General features: G+C 64.2%; 13 protein-coding genes, 2 tRNA genes and 2 rRNA genes (1 of these 17 running past the window's edge). 9 read left to right on the top strand and 8 right to left on the bottom strand.

Going from position 1 to position 15,420, the window contains the following annotated elements; all coding sequences use genetic code 11:
* From V5740_RS00380 to V5740_RS00365, 4 genes are all read right to left on the bottom strand, one after another.
* Positions 1 to 1,090 (bottom strand): 23S ribosomal RNA (locus V5740_RS00380) (it extends 1,705 nt beyond the left edge of the window).
* 249 nt (positions 1,091 to 1,339) lie between these two features.
* Positions 1,340 to 1,415, bottom strand: a tRNA-Ala gene (locus V5740_RS00375).
* Positions 1,416 to 1,426: 11 nt separating this feature from the next.
* Positions 1,427 to 1,503 (bottom strand) — tRNA-Ile (locus tag V5740_RS00370).
* A 195-nt stretch (positions 1,504 to 1,698) separates the two neighbouring features.
* Positions 1,699 to 3,185 (bottom strand): 16S ribosomal RNA (locus V5740_RS00365).
* The 16S and 23S rRNA genes sit together here with 2 tRNA genes alongside, the layout of an rRNA operon.
* 591 nt (positions 3,186 to 3,776) lie before the next feature.
* Between V5740_RS00365 and V5740_RS00360 the strand changes: the two genes are divergently transcribed.
* Positions 3,777 to 5,597, top strand: a complete 1,821-nt coding sequence (locus tag V5740_RS00360; protein ID WP_347303121.1) for an ABC transporter ATP-binding protein/permease — start codon at positions 3,777 to 3,779, stop codon at positions 5,595 to 5,597.
* Positions 5,598 to 5,804: 207 nt separating this feature from the next.
* Here V5740_RS00360 and V5740_RS00355 read toward each other — a convergent pair whose 3' ends face one another.
* On the bottom strand, positions 5,805 to 7,106 hold the full coding sequence (locus tag V5740_RS00355; RefSeq protein ID WP_347303120.1) for a nucleoside transporter C-terminal domain-containing protein: 1,302 nt from the start codon (positions 7,104 to 7,106) through the stop codon (positions 5,805 to 5,807).
* Positions 7,107 to 7,208: 102 nt separating this feature from the next.
* Between V5740_RS00355 and V5740_RS00350 the strand changes: the two genes are divergently transcribed.
* The gene (locus tag V5740_RS00350) at positions 7,209 to 7,877 is read left to right on the top strand and encodes a queuosine precursor transporter (RefSeq protein ID WP_347303119.1); all 669 of its coding nucleotides are present in this window, start codon (positions 7,209 to 7,211) and stop codon (positions 7,875 to 7,877) included.
* A 35-nt stretch (positions 7,878 to 7,912) separates the two neighbouring features.
* Here the strand turns inward: V5740_RS00350 and V5740_RS00345 are convergent, their stop codons facing one another.
* Entirely contained in the window at positions 7,913 to 9,142 is a 1,230-nt protein-coding gene (locus tag V5740_RS00345; protein ID WP_347303118.1) for an ABC transporter permease, read from the bottom strand.
* Positions 9,142 to 9,828, bottom strand: a complete 687-nt coding sequence (locus tag V5740_RS00340; RefSeq protein WP_347303117.1) for an ATP-binding cassette domain-containing protein — start codon at positions 9,826 to 9,828, stop codon at positions 9,142 to 9,144. The genes V5740_RS00345 and V5740_RS00340 overlap by 1 nt, the downstream gene beginning before the upstream one ends.
* A gap of 136 nt (positions 9,829 to 9,964) precedes the next feature.
* Between V5740_RS00340 and V5740_RS00335 the strand changes: the two genes are divergently transcribed.
* From V5740_RS00335 to V5740_RS00320, 4 genes are all read left to right on the top strand, one after another.
* Entirely contained in the window at positions 9,965 to 10,456 is a 492-nt protein-coding gene (locus V5740_RS00335; RefSeq protein WP_347303116.1) for a DUF3299 domain-containing protein, read from the top strand.
* A 2-nt stretch (positions 10,457 to 10,458) separates the two neighbouring features.
* On the top strand, positions 10,459 to 10,737 hold the full coding sequence (locus V5740_RS00330) for a hypothetical protein (RefSeq protein WP_347303115.1): 279 nt from the start codon (positions 10,459 to 10,461) through the stop codon (positions 10,735 to 10,737).
* 108 nt (positions 10,738 to 10,845) lie between these two features.
* A complete protein-coding gene (locus V5740_RS00325) occupies positions 10,846 to 12,009 on the top strand; it encodes a Ppx/GppA phosphatase family protein (RefSeq protein WP_347303114.1) in 1,164 nt (387 codons plus the stop codon).
* Between the two features lie 7 nt (positions 12,010 to 12,016).
* Positions 12,017 to 12,682 (top strand): RlmE family RNA methyltransferase, encoded by a 666-nt coding sequence (locus V5740_RS00320; RefSeq protein ID WP_347303113.1) that lies wholly within the window; start codon positions 12,017 to 12,019, stop codon positions 12,680 to 12,682.
* A gap of 15 nt (positions 12,683 to 12,697) precedes the next feature.
* Here the strand turns inward: V5740_RS00320 and V5740_RS00315 are convergent, their stop codons facing one another.
* Entirely contained in the window at positions 12,698 to 13,381 is a 684-nt protein-coding gene (locus V5740_RS00315; protein ID WP_347303112.1) for a cytochrome c family protein, read from the bottom strand.
* Between the two features lie 131 nt (positions 13,382 to 13,512).
* Between V5740_RS00315 and V5740_RS00310 the strand changes: the two genes are divergently transcribed.
* The 3 genes from V5740_RS00310 to V5740_RS00300 are packed head-to-tail and all read left to right on the top strand — an operon-like array spanning position 13,513 to position 15,418.
* Positions 13,513 to 14,421, top strand: coding sequence for a prephenate dehydratase (locus V5740_RS00310; protein WP_347303111.1), 909 nt, complete (start codon positions 13,513 to 13,515; stop codon positions 14,419 to 14,421).
* A complete protein-coding gene (locus V5740_RS00305; protein ID WP_347303110.1) occupies positions 14,421 to 14,897 on the top strand; it encodes a GNAT family N-acetyltransferase in 477 nt (158 codons plus the stop codon). Before V5740_RS00310 ends, V5740_RS00305 begins: the two co-directional genes overlap by 1 nt.
* The gene (locus tag V5740_RS00300; RefSeq protein WP_347303109.1) at positions 14,894 to 15,418 is read left to right on the top strand and encodes a GNAT family N-acetyltransferase; all 525 of its coding nucleotides are present in this window, start codon (positions 14,894 to 14,896) and stop codon (positions 15,416 to 15,418) included. The genes V5740_RS00305 and V5740_RS00300 overlap by 4 nt, the downstream gene beginning before the upstream one ends.
* The last annotated feature ends 2 nt before the right edge of the window (positions 15,419 to 15,420 follow it).

The following is a 15,420-nucleotide window of genomic DNA, read 5'->3' as shown; positions in this document are numbered from 1 at the left end:
CTCCTGGTTGTTTTGGGATTCCCACATGCTTTCCCACTTAGCCATGACTTGGGGACCTTAGCTGTAGGTTAGGGCTGTTTCCCTTTTGACGACGGACCTTAGCACCCGCCGTCTGTCTGCCGGACAAGACTCGATGGTATTCGGAGTTTGGTTAGGTTTGGTAGATCTCGCGACCCCCTAGCCCATCCAGTGCTCTACCCCCATCGGCATACATCCGACGCTCTACCTCAATAGATTTCGCGGAGAACCAGCTATTTCCCGGCTTGATTGGCCTTTCACCCCTAAACACAGCTCATCCGAGAATTTTTCAACATTCACCGGTTCGGTCCTCCAGTGCGTGTTACCGCACCTTCAACCTGGCCATGCCTAGATCGCCGGGGTTCGGGTCTAATGCATCATACTATGGTCGCCCTGTTCAGACTCGCTTTCGCTGCGCCTACACCTATCGGCTTAAGCTTGCATGATACACTAAGTCACTGACCCATTATGCAAGAGGTACGCTGTCACTCCTCAAGGGAGCTCCAACTGATTGTAAGCATCCGGTTTCAGGTACTGTTTCACTCCCCTCATCGGGGTGCTTTTCACCTTTCCCTCACGGTACTGTGTTCGCTATCGGTCATGTACGAGTATTTAGGCTTGGAGGGTGGTCCCCCCATGTTCAGACAGGATTACACGTGTCCCGCCCTACTCAAGTCCTCATCCATCACTTTCGCATACGGGGCTGTCACCCGCTATGGCCGCTCTTTCCAAAGCGTTCTGCTAGTTGAAGATGAGGCACTGGCCTGGTCCGCGTTCGCTCGCCACTACTAACGGAATCTCGGTTGATGTCTTTTCCTCCAGGTACTGAGATGTTTCAGTTCCCCGGGTTCGCTTCACCAAGCCTATTTTATTCAGCTCGATGATACCTTTTCCACCTCTCTCACACCGTGATTGCTCACGATACGAGGGAAATGGTGAAGGTGGGTTTCCCCATTCGGAAATCGCCGGATCAAAGCCTGCTCACAGCTCCCCGACGCTTATCGCAGCGTGCCACGTCCTTCTTCGCCTGTACATGCCAAGGCATCCACCAGATGCTCTTACCTCACGCTTGAGAATCCACACCATCAACGACAGGCCTGCATAACAGCACAGTCGCCAAACGATGGCGCGGTCAAAATCTCAGCCAGATTTCTTGTGCCGCACCAATCACCACAACCTCATCAGTTGCAGCAATCCATGCGCCACGGCATCGATTAAAAACCCATTCACAATGTCAAAGACGCGATTTTGCTGAAGGCAAAACGCGACAACCAGCCACAACGGGCCGGATACGTTTTCCTATCCACACTGAAGACATGCCTGGTGGAGCCTATCGGGATCGAACCGATGACCCCCTGCTTGCAAAGCAGGTGCTCTCCCAGCTGAGCTAAGGCCCCAAACAAGACAATGGTGGGCCTGAGTGGATTCGAACCACTGACCTCACCCTTATCAGGGGTGCGCTCTAACCAACTGAGCTACAGGCCCACACACATGCCCGAACCAGCCAAATGGCCGCAGGCGGCGTGAGCCAGCTCAGGCGTACCATGACGGATCTCCCGCCAAGGTATCTTCAGTGATGAAAGGACATGAGGACGACGGCAATGTTCTTTGGAACGGACGAAGCTCTTCCAGATGGCAACGGTTTCCCGTCACACCCGGCGCTTTCGGCCAAATCCTTAGAAAGGAGGTGATCCAGCCGCAGGTTCCCCTACGGCTACCTTGTTACGACTTCACCCCAGTCGCTGATCCCACCGTGGTTGGCTGCCTCCCTTGCGGGTTAGCGCACCACCTTCGGGTAGAACCAACTCCCATGGCGTGACGGGCGGTGTGTACAAGGCCTGGGAACGTATTCACCGCGGCATGCTGATCCGCGATTACTAGCGATTCCGCCTTCATGCCCTCGAGTTGCAGAGGACAATCCGAACTGAGACATCTTTTGGAGATTAGCGCACCCTTGCGAGTTAGCTGCCCACTGTAGATGCCATTGTAGCACGTGTGTAGCCCAGCCTGTAAGGGCCATGAGGACTTGACGTCATCCCCACCTTCCTCCGGCTTATCACCGGCGGTTTCCTTAGAGTTCCCAACTTAATGATGGCAACTAAGGACGAGGGTTGCGCTCGTTGCGGGACTTAACCCAACATCTCACGACACGAGCTGACGACAGCCATGCAGCACCTGTCACTCGGTCCCAAAAGGGAAGAAAACCGTCTCCGGTAGTCGTCCGAGGATGTCAAAGGCTGGTAAGGTTCTGCGCGTTGCTTCGAATTAAACCACATGCTCCACCGCTTGTGCAGGCCCCCGTCAATTCCTTTGAGTTTTAATCTTGCGACCGTACTCCCCAGGCGGATAACTTAATGCGTTAGCTGCGCCACCCAAACACCATGTGCCCGGACAGCTAGTTATCATCGTTTACGGCGTGGACTACCAGGGTATCTAATCCTGTTTGCTCCCCACGCTTTCGAACCTCAGCGTCAATACCTGTCCAGTCAGTCGCCTTCGCCACTGGTGTTCTTCCGAATATCTACGAATTTCACCTCTACACTCGGAATTCCACTGACCTCTCCAGGATTCAAGCCAGGTAGTTTCAAAGGCAGTTCCAGTGTTGAGCACTGGGATTTCACCCCTGACTTACCAAGCCGCCTACGTTCGCTTTACGCCCAGTATTTCCGAACAACGCTAGCCCCCTCCGTATTACCGCGGCTGCTGGCACGGAGTTAGCCGGGGCTTATTCTCCCGGTACTGTCATTATCATCCCGGGTAAAAGAGCTTTACAACCCTAAGGCCTTCATCACTCACGCGGCATTGCTGGATCAGGCTTGCGCCCATTGTCCAATATTCCCCACTGCTGCCTCCCGTAGGAGTCTGGGCCGTGTCTCAGTCCCAGTGTGGCTGATCATCCTCTAAGACCAGCTATGGATCGTCGCCTTGGTGAGCCTTTACCTCACCAACTAGCTAATCCAACGCGGGCCCATCCAAAGGCGATAAATCTTTGGTCCGAAGACATTATCCGGTATTAGCACCCCTTTCGAGGAGTTATTCCGAACCTAAGGGCAGGTTCCCACGCGTTACGCACCCGTGCGCCACTATCCCCGAAGGGATCGTTCGACTTGCATGTGTTAGGCATGCCGCCAGCGTTCGTTCTGAGCCAGGATCAAACTCTCAAGTTTGTGTCACATACCAAACCAGCACGACCTCGCGATCGCCAACCAGTCTAGCACGCGCTTCAAGGAGCCGTTACCTGCACTGTCAAACGTAATGGATACGAATGAACATGCTTAACATCCCAGCGCCCGTGGTGAGCACCGAAACGCGGCAACGACCTGGTTACTGCCAACCGGAGCCTTAAAACCCCCGGCAGCAGGCGCCGTCGCCCACATGTCCCTTCATCAAAATCAACAATGTCAAAGAACCGCCGAAAACCTTACGGCGGACAACCTTCCCTCCCGATCTTCACCGGGCTGCAGGTTGTCCGTCCAAGTTGGCGACCGAGTGAAGCGCGCCGGTCAAAACCGCTGCGCCCCGTCGGTGAAACGGCATATATGGGGGAGGTTCAGAACGGTCAACGGCTTTCTGCAATTTTGTTTCGCACACCCCCAAAAGTGTCAGAAAACTGCCATTTTCGCGGCGGCGAAGAACGCGCTCAGAAGCACCGCCACGGCCCCGGCCTCGAGAATCGGACGGGAATCGACGTCATCAGCGATTCCCGGCCGTCCCGGCCGGCTTTGCACCTGACCACCCGCTCCCCACATGGCGCAGCGATGATCCCTTCGCAGTCCGCAACACCCCGTGCCGATCCGGCCGACTGGCGTACGGTACGCCGCTTCCTGCCTTACCTGTGGCCGGCCGGTCGCCCGGACCTGCGCTGGCGCATCGTCGGCGCCGGCCTGTTCGTGCTGCTGGCCAAGTCCGTGGTTCTCGCCCTGCCGTTCGCCTATGCGGGCGCAGTCGATGCCATGTCGGCCGACAGTACCGAGCCGGCGCTCTGGGTCGCACTCGGCCTGGTGGTCGCCTATGCCGCCGGCCGGCTCGCCTCCGTTTCCTTCGACAACATCCGGAACGTCATCTTCGAACGGGTCGGCCAGGATGCGGTGCGCGACCTGACACAGGATGTATTCGGCCGCCTGCATGCGCTCTCCCTCCGCTTCCATCTGTCGCGACGGACAGGAGAGGTCACTAAGATCGTCGAGCGCGGCACCAAGTCCATCAACGAGATGGTCTACTTCCTGCTGTTCAACATCGCGCCCACCATCATCGAGCTGCTGGTGGTGAGCGTGATCTTCTACACCAAATTCGGCTGGGGCATGGTGCTGGCGACCGCCATAACAGTGGTCTCCTACATATGGCTAACGCGGATCATCACCGAATGGCGCACCACCCTGCGCGCCCGGATGAACGAGCTGGACGGCCTTGCCCTCTCGCGCGCGGTCGATTCGCTGCTGAACTACGAGACGGTAAAATACTTCGGCGCGGAGGCGCGTGAGCGGGAGCGATATGGCGCCGCCACGCAGCATTATGCCGAGGCCGCGATCAAGAGCGAGAACTCGCTGGCGCTGCTCAACATCCTGCAGGCGACGATCACCAACCTGATGATGGCGGGCGCGATGGCCTGGACGGTCTGGGCGTGGAGCCGCGGTACACTGAGCGTGGGCGATCTGGTGCTGGTCAACACCTACCTGCTGCAGCTCTTCCGCCCGCTGGATGTGCTGGGCTGGGTCTATCGCACGATTCGCCAGGGTCTGATCGACATGGCGCAGATGTTCCGCCTGATCGACACGCCGGTAGAGGTGGCGGACGCGCCGGGCGCGCCCGCGCTATTGGTGCGCCGGCCCACCGTGGTGTTCGACGATGTCCGCTTCGGCTACGATCCGGAACGGGAGATCCTGCACGGCCTCAGCTTCGAGGTGCCGGCAGGGGCGCAGGTGGCGATCGTTGGGCCGTCGGGGGCAGGCAAGTCGACCATCGGGCGCCTGCTGTTTCGCTTCTACGATCCATGGGCGGGGCACATCCTGATCGATGGGCAGGACATCGCGAAGGTCACGCAGGCATCGCTCCGCCAGCAGATCGGCATCGTGCCGCAGGACAGCGTGCTGTTCAACGACACGATCGGCTACAATATCGCCTATGGGCGTGATGGGGCCGGACCGGATGCGATCATGGCGGCGGCGCGGGGCGCGGCGATCGATGGTTTCATCGACCGCCTGCCGCAGGGACTGGATACCGAGGTGGGCGAGCGCGGCCTGAAGCTGTCCGGCGGCGAGAAGCAACGTGTCGCCATCGCCCGCACCCTGTTGAAGGATCCGCCGATCCTGCTGCTGGACGAGGCGACCAGCGCGCTCGACACCCGCACGGAACAGGCGATCCTGGCCACCTTGCGCAGCGTCTCCGCCCACCGCACCAGCATCGCCATCGCCCACCGCCTGTCGACCATCGCCGATGCCGACATCATCAACGTGCTGCACGACGGCCGGCTGGAGGAACAGGGCACGCACGCGCAGCTGCTGCGCCGCGATGGCCTATATGCCGACATGTGGCAGCGGCAATTGGCGGAAGCGGTAGAGCCGGCAATGGCGGCGGAGTAGCACCAGGCGGGTGCCCTTGTCCGAGGCTCTGTCCTACACTGGGCATAGTTGCCATAGGACGGCCATGCCGTACCAGTTCCCTTCCTAGGCTTCATTCCGCCGGCCGGTCGGCGGATCGCCCCGCCCGGCCTTGCGGCGCGACGGAGGTGTCAACTTAGTGTCAACTTCCAGCAGAGCCCACCGGCTCGTACGCCCGGGCGGGCGCCATCAGCCCATGAACAGCCCGGCCAGCGCAGCGCTCATGAGGTTTGCGAGCGATCCGGCTGCCAGGGCGCGCAGACCAAGCTTGGCAATCAGCGGTCGCTGGTTGGGCGCGAGGCCGCCAGTCACCGCCATCTGGATGGCGATCGAGCTGAAATTGGCGAAGCCGCACAGGCTGAAGATGGCGATCGCCCGGCTCCGCTCGCTCAGCGCCGCGGGGTCTAGTTCCTGCAGCGCGCTGAAGGCGATGAATTCGTTCAGCACGATCTTGGTGCCGAACAGGCCGCCGGCAATCTGCGCCTCCTGCCAGGGGATGCCCAGCAGGAACATGACCGGCGCGAACACGGTGCCCAGCAGACTCTGGAAGGTGACGTCGGCATAGCCGAACAATCCGCCAACCCAGCCAACCAGCCCGTTCAGCAGTGCCGTCAACGCCACAAAGGCCAGCACCATCGCGCCGACCGCAACTGCCAGCTTGACCCCGGTCTGCGCCCCCTGTGCCGCGGCCTCGATCACGTTCGCCGCCCGGTGATCCTCCACCCGGGCGGCCTTGACCTCGTGCGGGGTCTCGCCTTCGGTGATCGCCGCGGGCCCTTCGGCGGAGACGCGACCGCGCGGCAGGACTACATCCGGCTCCAGTTCTGCCGTGGCGCTCGCATCAGGCATCATGATCTTGGCCATCAGGATGCCGCCCGGCGCAGCCATCACCGCTCCTGCCAGCAGGAATGGCAGGTAGGCATCTCCCAGCAGCCCGGCATACGCGGCCAGAATGGTGCCCGCGACGCCAGCCATGCCGACGCTCATCAGCGTGAACAGGCCAGACGGAGCCAGGGTCGCGAGATACGGCCGCACCACCAGCGGGCTTTCCGACTGGCCGACGAAGATGTTGGCCGCCGCGGCCAGCGCCTCCACCCGGCCGATGCCGGTCACCCAGCCGATCGCCCCGCCGACCCAGCGCACCACCAGCTGCATGATGCCCACATGGTAGAGGATGGAGACCAGCGCGGCGAAGAACACGATCACCGGCAGCGCGCCCAGCGCGAAGGTGTTGGCCAGCGGATTATCGGCGCCGAACAGGAATGCGGTTCCCTCCCCCGCATAGGACAGCAGCGCCGATACGCCAGATGCCGCACCAGCGATCCCTGCGCGGCCCCACGGCGTGTACAACACCAGGAAAGCGATGGCCGCCTGCAGCAGGAACGCCGGGCCGACCACACGCAGGCGGATGGCGCGGCGATTGGTCGACAGGGCAAATGCGATCGCCAGGATCACGGCAATGCCGGCAATATTGATCAGGATGGACGGCATCGGCCCCGCTTCTGCTGCCTTGAAGGAAGGCCGCCCTCTTCACCCATACGGCCATGCGGGTCCACACTTTCCTTTTACGCTGGCGTGCCGGATAGGGCGGGGATGAAGCCAATCGACACGCTGCCGCCGCCTGCGATTCCCTTGCCGCTGTTCGCCATGGCACTGCTTTACGGCGGGATGACCTGCATCGCCGGGGTACTGGGGTCCAAGCAGATCGCGCTCGGCCCGCTGGCGGTGGAAGCGGGCATCCTGCCGTTCCTGCTGCTGGTCGCGCTGTCGAGTGCGGTGACCCGCCTGTATGGCAAGGACGCGGGCAGCCGGCTGGTGCGCTTCGGCTTCGTTCCGCTGGCGACGGCCATCGCGCTCACTTGGCTGGTGATCCAGTTGCCGACCGATGCCGGCATGTGGGAACCCGCGAAGGAGGCGTTCCCGATCGTGTTGGGCCAGAGCGCAAGGCTGATGGTGGCCGGCATCATCGCCTATGGCGTATCGATGACGCTGAACGTCGTGCTGTTCGCGCGGCTGGTGGGCCGCACCGGGCGTCTGGGGCTGGCCGCCGGCGCGATCGCCGCGGTCATCAGCCAGGTCGTCGACACGCTGATCTTCATTACGGTCGCGTTCTACGGCGTGCGCCCGATCGGCGAGCTGATCGTGGGACAGGCACTGGCAAAGGTGGTGCTATCGCTGGTGCTGGTGCCGCTGCTCATCGCCATGTTCGTCGCGCTCTCCCGCCGGGCCGATCCGGCATTGCAAAGCCGGCTGACGGCCTGACCTTTGCCGCCTTTTGATCGCATTACGCCGCCGGATTAGCGCGCGCGTGCGAGCGTCACCGCCAGATCGGTCCTCAGCACGCGGATAGCCGGAACCAGCGCCGCCAGCAGCGCGATGCCCAGCACCGCCGCCACGATCGCCAGCTCGCCGGGATGCAGCAGCCACGCGCTGATGCCAACCTCCCGCAGCGTGTCGAACGTCCCGATCGCCAGCGCCAGCACACCATGGCCCACCGCCAGGCCAATCGCGCATCCCGCAATGGCGATCAGCACCGCCTCCAGCACGATGGTGCCAAACAACTGCAGGCGGGTGGCTCCCATGACCCGCAGCAGCGCGAGGTCGCCTTCCCTTGCGTTGGCCGCCTGCAGCAGCGCGACGAAGATCGACAGGCCGCCGGTCCCTGCCAGCAACCAGGCGAAGATGCGTGCCCCATCGACCCCGGCACCCAGCAGGCTGAGCAGCCGGGTGGTCTCGACCGCTGGAACTGCCGCCTGCAGATCCGTCTGGCGGTTGATCAGACCGGGCACGCTGACGGCACCGAAGGCGCTGCGATACTTGATCAGGATGGCGGTGATCTCGGGCTCCATGCCGCACCCAGCCGCATGGTTGCTGTGCGCATCATGCTCTTCATGAGCCGCATCGGCTCCCTCGTGCTCGATGCCGTGCGCATCCCAGACGCTTGGTACGTCGACCAGGATGAGACGGTCGACCACCGTTCCCGTAGGCCGCAGGATACCGACCGCCATGAACGGTGCATGGTCATGCCCAGTACCGCCTTCCGCCAGGCCGTGGCTGCCGACGAAGCGCTGCCCTAGCCCTATGCCCGTGGCACGCGCGACCTCCGCTCCGATCACGGCCTGCTGCGGCCCGGCAAACATGGCGCCCTCCGCCAGCGTCGCACCATACAGATGAGCATAGGCCGGCTCGGTCCCGACAATCCGGTAACCTTGGAACTGGTCGCCCAAGGCCAAGGGAATTGCTTGCGCTACCGCGCGGTTCCTACGCAGGAATTGCAGGCTTTCCAACGGTATGTTCCCGGTCGGGGCATCGATCTGGTAAAGGCTCGACAGGATCAGCTGCAACGGCGATCCCTTGGCACCCACCACCAGATCCACCCCGGCGGCATCCCGTTCAAACCGGTTGCCCACCTGGCTGGAGAACAGCAGCAGGATCGCCAGCGTCGCAACGGCAAGTGCCAGCAGCAGGACGTTGAGCAGGGTCGTCAGCGCACGGTCGCGCAGATAGGCCAGTGCCAGCCCGAGCATCAGGCGCGCTCCTCGATCATGGGCCGGAGCACCAGCGCATTGTCGATGTGCGCGCGCAGCCGTGCGTCATGGGTCGCGATCAGCAAGGTGGAGCCATGCGCGTCCGCCGTGGTCACCAGCAGCTGGGCAATCTTCTCCGCATTGGCGTCGTCCAGCGCCGATGTCGGCTCGTCCGCAATCAGCAGGTCTGGTCGGGCTACCAGGGCCCGCGCCACCGCTGCGCGCTGCGCCTCGCCCTGGCTCAGCGCCCGTGGCCGGGCATGCGCGCGATGGCTCAGGCCGACTTCGGCCAGCAGGCCTGCGATCTCCGCATCATCCTGCGGCCGGCCGGCCAGCTTCTGAGCCAACCGCAGATTGGCGCTGACCGGCAGCGCCTCCACCAGGCGCAGCGTCTGGAAGATGATGCCGACGCGTTGCCGTCGCAGGCGGTCGCGGCTCGCCGCCGTGCCTACCATCGGCTCTCCGCCGATGCGGATCGTGCCTTCCTGCACGGACAACAAGCCGGCGATCAGGTTGATGAGGGTGGTCTTGCCACTGCCCGACGGGCCCAGCAGCAGGCTGTGCTGCCCTCTCAGCGCCAAGAAAGAGAAATCCCGCAGGACCGACACCCCGTCGTAAGTGTGATGCAGCCCCTCAATCTCGAGCACCGTCTGCCCGGCACCGCCCACTTGCAGGTCACTCGTCATTCCGGCATCATGTGACAGTGTTACCACGAAATGCAACTGTCTTGTACTGAGCCGTGACGTTGACAATTCACTGCTGCGCCGGCAGTTTTGCGTATGAAACTTGCGGTAATGCCGCGACAACCTGCAGAGTTATGCCATGATAAGACTGGCCCTGATTGTCGCCTGCGCGGCGCTCGCCACTGGCGGCACGCTTGCCACGGCCCAGACGCAGCGCAACGGGCTGCGCCCCTCAGAATCCGTGTGGCAGCCGGCGCGCACGCCGCCGGGTGGCACCTCGTGGGCGCTGCTCGAGTCCACGGAGGAGGATCAGCGCACCTCCGGCGGCATCATCTACAGCAAGCCTCGCTTCCCGCAACCGGTTCGCGCGCTCGGCGGCAAGCGGATCAAGGTGGCGGGCTACATGATGCCGCTGCAGAACAGCGCGCGGCAGACCCACTTCGTGCTGCTGGCCTACCCGCCCGACTGCCCGTTCCACCTCAATCCGGCGCCTGATCAGTTCATCGAGATTCGGACCGGCGCGCCCGTGGCGGTGAAGAACGGGGTCGCCGTGTTCGAAGGGACGTTGGTGCTCACCGGTCAAGATGAAAGCGGCGTGTTCTACCAGATGACCAACGCGCGGGAGGTCTGACGATGCGCCTGACCCTGTTTACCAGCCTGACCCTTGCGACAGGGGCGCTCACCAGCCCGGCGGCCATGGCCTGTGACATGCACGGCTCAGCCGACAATTTCTTCCTCGCCTACCTGGATTTCCGCAACATGACGGAGGCGGAGCAGCGTGCGGCCGAGCAGCGGGCGATCGATCAGTTTCACGCGCAGCAACTGGAAACGGCCAAGGCGCGCTTTGTGCGGCGCTTCAACCCGGACCCTGCGCCGCCTGCCGAACCGTCAACCGGCCAGCGCACGCTCTGACCGGGCGTCTACCGATCGGGTGCCCGCCTTGCCCCGATCGCGCGTCTAAGCTAGCCTGATTGCCAGGTGCCGATCACGGTCGGCAAGAACGATAAGGCAAACAGAGACATGGCGGAGCATTTTCCGCCGGCAGCGCAGCGCGGGGTCCCGGATCGGGCGGAGGCCGCCCCCGCCACGGCAGACCGGGTCGGCAGCCATCCATGGTCGCCCGGGCACTCGCGCAATGCCGGCCTCGACAGAACGGCAGCGCAGCCGGGCGATGCGCCGGCGCAGGGCCGTCAGGCCTATGCCGCGATCGACCTTGGCACCAATAATTGCCGCTTGCTGATCGCCCGCCCGACCGGGGAGAACTTCACCGTCATAGACGCATTCAGCCGCGTCGTGCGGCTGGGCGAAGGTCTGGCCCAGACCGGTCGCCTCAGCGACGTGGCCATGGATCGCGCCGTCGCGGCGCTGCGCATCTGTTCGGACAAGCTGCGCCGTCGCAATGTCCACCTCGCCCGCTCCGTCGCGACGGAGGCTTGCCGCCGCGCCACGAATGGTCCCGCCTTCATCGAACGCGTGCGGGAGGAGACCGGCATCCGCCTCGACATCATTTCCGCGCAGGAGGAGGCCCGGTTGGCCGTGCTCGGCTGCCACATCCTGCTGGAAGACGGCATTGGCCCGGCGGTGATCTTCGACATCGGTGGCGGATCGACCGAACTCGTGCTGATCGAGCCCGGTGCGCCCGTGCCCCGCATTCTCGACTGGCAGAGCGTACCGTGGGGCGTCGTCTCCCTGACGGAAACGATGGGCGCCGAGCCGGACGGGACGGAGGCGCTGCTCGCCCGCTATGCCACCATGCGCGGCACGGTGGCCGATGCCTTCGCCGATTTTGCGGAGCGGATCGCCGCGCATCGGGCGCCCGACCTGCGCCTGCTGGGCACCAGCGGCACCGTGACCACGCTCGCCAGCCTGCACCTGGCGTTGCCGCAATATGACCGGCGCGCGGTGGATGGCCTGATAGTGCCGAGCGACGCCATGCGCGCCATCACCACCCGCCTTTCAGGTATGGGACCGGCGGAACGGCGGACGCTGCCCTGCATCGGCAACGAACGGGCCGATCTGGTGGTGGCGGGCTGCGCGATTCTCGATGCGATCCTCGACATCTGGCCCGCGCCCAGATTGGGCGTGGCGGACCGCGGCATCCGCGAGGGCATTCTCCGGTCGCTGATGTCGGCCGATGCGGAGGGACAAATGGCCCAGGCGGCGCTCCGCCGGATCGGCAAGTGAGGACTCGATGAGCAGATCAGGACAGGACGCCGACCGCCGCGTCCGCAGCGCGAAGAAGCGCACCGCCTCGTCGGTCCGGTGGCTGGAGCGGCAGTTGAACGACCCGTACGTCAAGCAGGCCAAGGCCGACGGCTATCGCAGCCGAGCGGCCTACAAGCTGATCGAACTGGATGAAAAATTCGCGCTAGTGAAGAGCGCGCGCCGCGTGGTCGACCTCGGCATTGCGCCGGGTGGTTGGAGCCAAGTGGTCCGCAAGCTGGCGCCCCGCGCGGCGATCGTCGGGATCGACCTGCTTGAAGTTGAGCCGATCGACGGCGTGACCATCCTTCAGATGGACTTCATGGCCGACGGCGCGCCCGCCGCGCTGACCGCGGCACTCGACGGTCCGCCCGATCTGGTCCTGTCGGACATGGCGGCAAACACCGTCGGCCACCGGCAAACCGATCACCTCAGGACCATGGGCCTGGTGGAGACCGCCGCCGACTTCGCGATCAGTGTGCTGGCGCCGGACGGTACCTTCGTCGCCAAGGTGCTGGCCGGCGGGACCGATGCGGATCTGCTGGCGCTGCTGAAGCGGCACTTCCGCACGGTAAAGCATGCCAAGCCCCCGGCGAGCCGCAAGGGTAGTTCCGAGTGGTACGTGATCGCGCAAGGGTTCAAGGACCGCGATTGACGCGGCCCCGCGGGGTCAGGTGCCCTCGCCCACCGGATTGGTGGAAGCCTCGTCCTCTGACGGCATTTCCGAAGCATTCGCCCCCGCCGCCGCCGCACTGTCAGCCGGCGGCGTACCGGCATCTGCATTCTCGGGAAGCGTGCCTTCTTCCGGCGTTTCTTCCGTCGCCGCCTCCGGTGCGGGCAGCGGCGGCCCACCACCGTTTGCGTAGAGGTAGCGAATCACTGCGGCGCGATCTTCCGGCTTCGACAGGCCGGCGAAGCTCATCTTGGTGCCGCTCGCGAAGGCACGCGGGGATGCCAGCCAGTCGTTCATGGCCTCGTACGTCCACTCGCCGCCATGGCCCGACAGGTCACTGGAATAGGCGAAACCTGCCGCATGTTTGCCGATCGGCTTACCCAGCACGGCCCACAGATTGGGGCCGATCTGGTTCGGTCCGCCCTGGGCAATCGTGTGGCACGCGGTGCACTTGGCGAAGACCGCCTCACCAGCCTCCGGCGTGGCGGCGGCGAGCAGGGTGCCGAGATCAGGCCCTTCGCCTTCGCCCTCTTCCTCAGCGCCCTCGATGACGTAGCCGAGCTGTTCCGGCCGTTCCGGCCGGTCCGCCTCGAAATACATTCCGCTGACCACCGACAGCCCTAATGCCACGATGCCGGCGAACAGCACCCAGCCGAAAATGGTATTCAGTCGATCGGTCATCCGGTCCCGGCCCAAACAGTTTCTTGCCGGTCTAATCATGCAGATGAACCCACGCAAGGCCGCTTGCCAGTTCTGCTGAAGACGCCAGCTTTCATCTTGTTCGAAACTGCCCCCGGCGGTAGCGCCGTGCCATGGACAGTTACGCCGCCCCGGCGCTCGCCTTGGTCGAGCAGATGACCCGCGCCGCCGCGGAGGAACCCGAGCGGGCCGTCGCTTTCCAGGGCGCGCCCGGCGCAAACTCGCACAAGGCCGCCCTGGAGTGGGACCCCGGCTGCCTGCCGCTGCCCTGCTTCAGTTTCGAAGATGCACTGGAAGCGGTAGCCACCGGCACGGCAGGCAGCGCCCTGATCCCGATCGAGAACAGCCAGCACGGCCGTGTGGCAGATATTCACTTCCTGCTGCCGCACAGCGGCCTTTCCATCGTGGCCGAACATTTCATGACCGTGCACCACGCCTTGCTGGCGAACGGGCCGGGACCGTTCACCGCCGCTTACAGCCATCCGCAGGCGCTCGGCCAGACGCGCCGTTATCTTCGCGATCGCGGCATCGTTCCGTTGAGCCACGCCGACACGGCTGGCGCCGCTGCCTGGGTGGCGGAGCAGGGGGATCCGGCCATTGCCGCCATCGCGCCGGCACTCGCCGCCGATCTCTACGGCCTGGAACTGATCGCCGACCGGATCGAGGACGCGCATGACAACATGACCCGGTTCGTGGCGCTGGCTTCACAGCCGCTTGATCCCGCGACGCTCGGGCCGGACGTGCTGGCCGGCGCGACAGCGATGACCACGCTGGTGTTCCAGGTCCGCAACGTGCCCGCCGCCTTGTACAAGGCGCTGGGCGCCTTTGCCACTAACGGGGTCAATATGACGAAGCTGGAAAGCTACCAGGAAGGCGCCAGCTTCGCCGCAACCATGTTCTATGCCGACATCATCGGCGCGCCGGGCGATCCGGCGGTGGATCGCGCACTGGAAGAACTTGCTTTCCACGCACGCGAACTGCGCATCCTCGGCAGCTACCGCCAGGCGCGGGTCCGCGGCTGATGGCACAGTCGGTCTACCGCATCGTCCCCGATGATCTCTCGGGCGATGCGGTGACCGCATTGCTCCGCTTCCATCTGGACGAGATGCACCGCTGGTCTCCGCCGGGATCGGTCCATGCCATGCCGGTGGAGCGGCTGCGGCAGCCCGACGTCAGCTTCTACAGCGCATGGGACGGCGATCGACTGGCCGCCGTCGGCGCGCTGCGGCAGCTAGACGAGCGGCGGGGGGAGCTGAAGTCGATGCGCGCCGATCCGGCGTGGCGCGGACGCGGCGCCGGGCAGGCGATCCTGCGGCATCTGCTGGCGGAAGCGCGCGGCCGCGGCATCACCTGGCTGGGGCTGGAGACCGGCCGGACTGAGCCGTTCCATCCGGCGGTCGCCTTGTACCGCAAACATGGCTTCACCTCTTGCGAGCCGTTCGGCACCTATGTCGCCGACGAGTTCTCCCAATGCCTGCACATGGAACTGACCGCATGACCGTGCTGCGCCGCGCCTTGCCCGCCGATGCCGAGTCACTCGCTCGGCTGGCGCGCGAATCGTTCGATGCCGCCTTCGGCCACCTCTACCCGCCGGCGGATCTGGCCCACTTCCACACTCACGAACGCTCCGCGGGCAAGTATGCGGGCGCGCTGGCCGATCCGGCGACCCGGGTCGCGGTGGTGGAAGAGGATGGCGAGCTGATCGCCTATGCCCTGATCGTGATGGGCGGGCATTTCGTGGAGCGGCCCGCGCCACAGCCGCAACGGCCCGTGCTGCTCAGCCAGCTCTATTGCGCCGGTGTGGCCACCGGCCGGGGTCTGGGTGTCGCGCTGCTCGACTGGACACTGGCCGAGGCGCAGGGCTGGAATGCCGACGCTATCCAGCTATCGGTTTACAGCGGCAACCATGGTGCTCAGCGGTTCTACCAACGTCACGGCTTCGCGCATGTCGCCGACATCCACTTCTGGGTTGGCCAGACCTGCGACGATGAATTTCTGTACGAACGCCGCTTGAAGTAGAT

Origin of the sequence: Croceibacterium sp. TMG7-5b_MA50 (assembly GCF_039830145.1) — a bacterium.
In the GTDB taxonomy this organism is placed as follows: domain Bacteria; phylum Pseudomonadota; class Alphaproteobacteria; order Sphingomonadales; family Sphingomonadaceae; genus Croceibacterium.
Note: the sequence above shows the minus strand (reverse complement) of the source record. Positions and strands in the feature narration are given on the sequence as shown.